Below are 5,109 nucleotides of genomic sequence, written 5' to 3'. Positions count from 1 at the left end.
AAACATAGATAGATCAAACATGTCCGCCAAGAAGGAACACGCCATGGCAGAGTTGACGATCCGGCCCATGCTGGCTGAAGAAGTACAGTGGATGATTGATCAGGCCGCTGCGGAAGGCTGGAATCCCGGCCTGCATGATGCGGAGCCGTTCTATCAGGCTGACCCTCAGGGCTTTCTGCTGGCGGAGCTGGAAGGCGAGAAGGTCGGTTGTATCTCGGCCGTTGCCTACCCCGGACAGTTTGGATTTATTGGCTGTTATATCGTGGTTCCTGCCTATCGTGGCCGGGGATATGGCTGGCGCCTGTGGCAGGCCGGGATGAACCACCTGCGCAACTGTAATGTCGGGCTGGACGGGGTCGTCGCTCAGCAGGACAACTACAAACGTTCAGGATTTCGTCTGGTCTATCGCAATATCCGTTTTCATGGGCAGCGTGACGCCGCATTGCCGGTGCTGAGCGGCGACCCGGAACTGACGGTGCTGGCTGCAACTGAAGTGGACCGGCGGGCCCTGTTTGACTATGACCGGCGCTATTTCCCGGCGGAGCGCAGCGAGTTTCTGTCCAGCTGGATACGTCAGCCTGACAGCGTCGCGCTGGTGAGCCTGACGGCTGATGCGATCAGCGGTCTTGCCGTTATTCGCCCCTGCCTGTCTGGCTACAAGGTGGGGCCGCTGTTCGCTGACTCGCAGCTGATCGCAGAAAGTCTGTTGCAACAGCTGTTGATGTCATTACCAGAAGGCGCCGAGTTTTATCTGGATGTGCCAGAGTGTCACCCGCAGGCGGTCGCGCTGGCACAGCGGATGGCCATGCAGAGCATCTTCGAGACCGCCAGAATGTATACCGGAGAGGCTCCGGCTATGCGCATGGAAGGTGTCTTTGGGGTAACGACTTTTGAGCTTGGCTAGGAGCCTGAATGCGTTCAGTTAGCCGGAGTAGCAGGCAGAGTAGTCTCTGCCTGCCTCTGATGTTTGTGCCTAATGGCGTTACTGCTCGCCTGCGCCAACGTAGCGGATATCGACAATCTCATAGCACTTGCGGTGCTCTTCATGCCCCACCCACACCTGATCGCCAAAGGTTTTTTTCAGTAGCTGTCGTGCCATCGGTGCATCAATGGAGATGTAACCCTTGCTGGTATCGGTTTCATCGGGGCCGACCAGCCGGTAAGTAAAGGCGTTGCCCTGTTCATCTTCTACTTCCACCCAGGCACCGAAGAACACGCGATCCTGATCGTCGGGCAGCTGGCGCACTACGGTCAGCTCATCCAGACGCTTCTGTAAATAGCGCACCCGCCGGTCAATCTCGCGAAGTTGCTTCTTCCCGTAGATGTACTCTGCGTTCTCCGAACGGTCACCGAGTGCAGCGGCTTCAGACACCGCCTGAGTCACTTCCGGCCGCTTAACCCGCCACAGATAGTGCAGTTCATCACGCAGGGCACGATCGCCTTCGGGAGTGATATAGGGGCTGCTTTTCTGTCGGGGAGGACGATATCGGGACATGGTGCGTAGGCCGTCGGGAGGGTTGTGAACAGGTTTCTGGAGCGTCTTCACAACTTGCTGCGTGTCGGCCACCCGGCGTTGAAAATATCTGCGGACTGCTGATTTACAAACCGTAAACTCCGCTTCCTCAGTACTTTTCGCCTTGACCGGCCTTCGCTTGCGAGATCGTGAACAGGTTCCAAGGGAAGATAGACGTCAAGTTTTGCCCTGACAGGCCGATCATCTTAGCGTCTGTCACAAAGGGCGCAAGTCAGGTGAGTCTCCCCATCGTCAACCCAACGGCACTACGGCACGTCGAAGCCGCAGATCGCCAGCTCGGTACCTCGCTGCAGCAAGGGAACGGGGCGCATTTTGCCTGGTTGATGTCGATGTGGGATTCGCGCTTCCAGCAGCTTGATCAGCCCGAGCAACAAGAAAGTGCACCACCCGCAGAAATTGATGGTTATACCCCGGAGCTGGTGATGGACATGGCCTCCATGCTGCAGAACCGTCAGTCTGGCGCACTGGCGTTGACCCTGTCATGGCTGAATACCCGTCCGCAACCTGCCAGCAATGCTGCCGCTGAGGTCGATATGTCGCTGGTGGGGCTCAGCTCGCAGAATCCGCTGCTGTCTGAGATTCAGCAGTCGCGGCAGACTTTTTCCGCAACCGCCTGAAGGGCCAGTTAGTCTGAGCGATCAGTAAATAGTCTGAGCGATCAGTAAAACAGTTTGCTGATCAGCACCGGTACTGCCGTTTCCACCCGCAGAATACGCGGCCCAAGATGCACCGGGCTAAAGCCTGCTTCCATCAGCTTATCCACCTCATAGGGCACAAAGCCGCCTTCAGGGCCGACCGCCAGAGTGACCGGTCGCTCGTCCGCCGCGGGGCAGGCCTGTTCGGTATAGGGGTGCGCGACCAGACACTGACTGCCAGCGCACAGGGCAGGCAGTTCATCTTCCACAAAGGGTTTGAAGCGCTTGCGCAGCAGAACTTCCGGTAGCTGTGTGGCGCGCGCCTGTTCCAGCCCCAGTACCAGCTGCTCATGGATCGCCTGCTCCTGCAGAAAGGGGGTCTGCCAGAAGCTTTTTTCCACTCGCACGGCATTGACCAGCACGATACGGCTGACGCCCAGAGTGCAGGCGTGCTGCAAGGTTCGGCGCAGCATCTTGGGACGAGGCAGCGCGAGAATCAGGGTCAGTGGCAGGGCGGGGGGCGCGTCTGTGGTCAGGCTGACTTCCAGCTCCAGCTGGGTTTCATCCAGCCGGGTGACCAGCCCTTTACCTATCTGGCCGTTGAGCAGGCCCACTGTCAGCTGTTGTCCCGCTTGTGCCTGATGCACTTCCAGCACATGACGCTGGCGTCGGCCGGTCAGTCTGACCTGCGTAGCGGAAAGGAAGTCACTGGGTTCAAGCAGGATGAGATTCATGACGGTGTTAACAGCCGGTTGCATAGCGGGCGGCTATTGTCGCAGAGCCGATGCGCAGTGGGAACTGATGAGCTGAGTGTCATTTTTGACAGGTAGTAGGTGGGGTCTACACTTGCTCGATAGAGCCTGGGATACAAGTACTACTGTTCGCGCAGCTAGCGCCTGGCGGGAGGTAACATGATTGCGATCAGACGGTTCACCATCGGTGGACGGTTACTGGCAGGCTTTCTGTGCATAGTGCTGTTATTGGTGCTGCTTGGCTCCATGTCGCTGTTGCAGATGGAGAAAATGAACGGCAAGACGCTGGAACTGCAGGTGGTCTGGCTGCCTGCCATCGTTCGTACCGTCGATGTCGAAACCAGCCTGCTGCAACTGCAGGCCACCACGGCCAATCTGCTGCTGGCGGACACTGATGCAGAAAAGCTGCATGAGCGACAGAAAGTCGACAGTACCCTGCAGCTATCCCATCACAGTCTGGAATTACTCAACGCCGCTCTGGCCAGCCGCGGTGAGCGTCAGGCTTATGACACCCTTCAGCAGACGTTGAGCCGTTACTGGCAGCAGGAACAACAGGTGCTGGAGCTGCAGCAGCAGGGCAAGATTGCCCAGGCCAGCGACAGCCTCAATGCCATGGAGACACTGGATGACACCCTGTCACAACAGCTGTCGACGCTGGTACAGGTCAGTGAGGATGAGGCCCGCAATGCGGTGGATGAGTCTGAGGGCCGCTTTCGCTTCGCGCTGCACTTCAGTACGGGGCTGGCACTGTTCAGCGTACTGCTCTGTATTCTTATCGGTATGGTGCTGACGCGCAGTATTACGCGGCCGGTCGGCAATGCCCTGAAAATGGCCACTGCGGTGGCGGCCGGTGATCTGACGTCCACCATCAGGGTGGAGGGGCGTGATGAGCTGACACAGATGAACTCCGCGCTGGCGACGATGCAGCAGGCGCTGCGTGACATCATTGACCGGATTCTGGATTCCAGTACTCAACTGGCTTCTGCCTCGGAAGAGCTGAGTGTGGTGACCGATGATGCCGCCAGAAATATGCAGAAGCAGGACGACGAGCTGCAGCAGGCCGTAACGGCAATCAATCAGATGACTACGGCCATCGAAGATGTGGCCGACAATGCCAGCGCGGCTTCGACCATCACCGATACCACCCTGTCTACGGTGGTAAAGGGGCGTCAGCAGATTGCCGCCAGCGTTAATGCCATGCACGAGCTGAGTATTGATATCAATCGCACCAGTGATGAAGTGCAGCAATTGTCACAGCAGGCCGCCGCTATCGGCCAGACGCTGGAGGTCATCCGTGCAGTAGCGGAGCAGACCAATCTGCTGGCGTTGAATGCGGCTATTGAAGCCGCGCGAGCAGGCGAGCAGGGCCGTGGCTTTGCGGTAGTGGCTGATCAGGTACGGGCGTTGGCGCAGCGTACACAGGGCTCTACCCGGGAAATTGAAGAGGTTGTCAGTGCCATTCTGCAGGGCATGCAAAAGGTGGTGGGCGCCGTGGCCAACAGTAACTCCCGTGCTCAGCAAACCAGCTCGGCAGTGCAGGCTGCCGATCAGGTGTTTGAGCATATCAATGGCAGTATGCAGGAGGTGTCGCAGCGTATTCTGCAGATTGCCAGCGCCACGGAGCAGCAGGCTCAGGTGGCGAGGGTGGTGGACTCCAGTCTGCAAGGCATCAGGGATGTGTCGATTCAGACCGCTGCGGGTGCCAACCAGACCAGTGTGGCCAGCCATCAACTCTCCAGTCTGGCCGTACAGATGACCGAGCAGATAGCGCACTTCCGCCTCTAGCGTGGGCCATCTGCCATACCCGATGTACTTTACCAGGCTGTTGAAAAGCGTTATCGAGGCAGCCGAGACAAGGAAATACCCCGAGGGCACAAGAAACAGGCGAAAAAGCGGAGTTTAGTGGGCTAAATGAGCATTTGACTCGCTCCGCTCGCCCCTTCGGGGCCGTGCTAAAGCACGTTCAGCCGTTGGCTGTGAGCCTGTTTTTGACGCGGTATTCGGCAACGCAGATAGATTTTCAACGACCTGCTAGCCATTGCTGACCACGGCCTCCACACGGGGGCGCGGCTGTATATGGGTTCTCAGGCGCCACGCCGGGATCAGTATCAGCAGGGCGATCAGCATCATGCTGAGAAAGCTGTCACTGAACCCCAGCATATCGGGCAGTAACTGGTTCAGCTGGCTG

At 58.2% G+C, this 5,109-nt stretch carries 5 protein-coding genes; 3 read left to right on the top strand and 2 right to left on the bottom strand.

Translation table 11 applies throughout. The features are described 5' to 3' along the window. Positions 1–904, top strand: a 904-nt coding sequence (locus WH50_RS12835; protein ID WP_341476833.1) for a GNAT family N-acetyltransferase, incomplete at its 5' end; no start/stop codon positions are given. A 78-nt stretch (positions 905–982) separates the two neighbouring features. Here WH50_RS12835 and greB read toward each other — a convergent pair. Continuing rightward, positions 983–1,495: a transcription elongation factor GreB gene (gene greB, locus WH50_RS12830; protein WP_110187666.1), complete on the bottom strand. Its 513-nt coding sequence runs from the start codon at positions 1,493–1,495 to the stop codon at positions 983–985. A 254-nt stretch (positions 1,496–1,749) separates the two neighbouring features. Between greB and WH50_RS12825 the strand changes: the two genes are divergently transcribed. After that, positions 1,750–2,151, top strand: coding sequence for a hypothetical protein (locus WH50_RS12825; protein WP_110187665.1), 402 nt, complete (start codon positions 1,750–1,752; stop codon positions 2,149–2,151). Between the two features lie 41 nt (positions 2,152–2,192). On the opposite strand, the gene WH50_RS12820 is transcribed toward WH50_RS12825, so the two are convergent. Then, positions 2,193–2,903 carry a 16S rRNA (uracil(1498)-N(3))-methyltransferase gene (locus tag WH50_RS12820; protein ID WP_110187664.1) on the bottom strand — a complete coding sequence of 237 codons (711 nt, stop codon included), beginning with the start codon at positions 2,901–2,903 and terminating at the stop codon, positions 2,193–2,195. 177 nt (positions 2,904–3,080) lie between these two features. Here WH50_RS12820 and WH50_RS12815 point away from each other — a divergent pair, with 177 nt between their 5' ends. Beyond that, entirely contained in the window at positions 3,081–4,706 is a 1,626-nt protein-coding gene (locus WH50_RS12815; RefSeq protein ID WP_110187663.1) for a methyl-accepting chemotaxis protein, read from the top strand. Positions 4,707–5,109 lie beyond the last annotated feature (403 nt).

Source organism: Pokkaliibacter plantistimulans, from assembly GCF_003194385.1.
In the GTDB taxonomy this organism is placed as follows: domain Bacteria; phylum Pseudomonadota; class Gammaproteobacteria; order Pseudomonadales; family Balneatricaceae; genus Pokkaliibacter; species Pokkaliibacter plantistimulans.
This window is presented reverse-complemented; position numbering and strand designations above follow the sequence as displayed.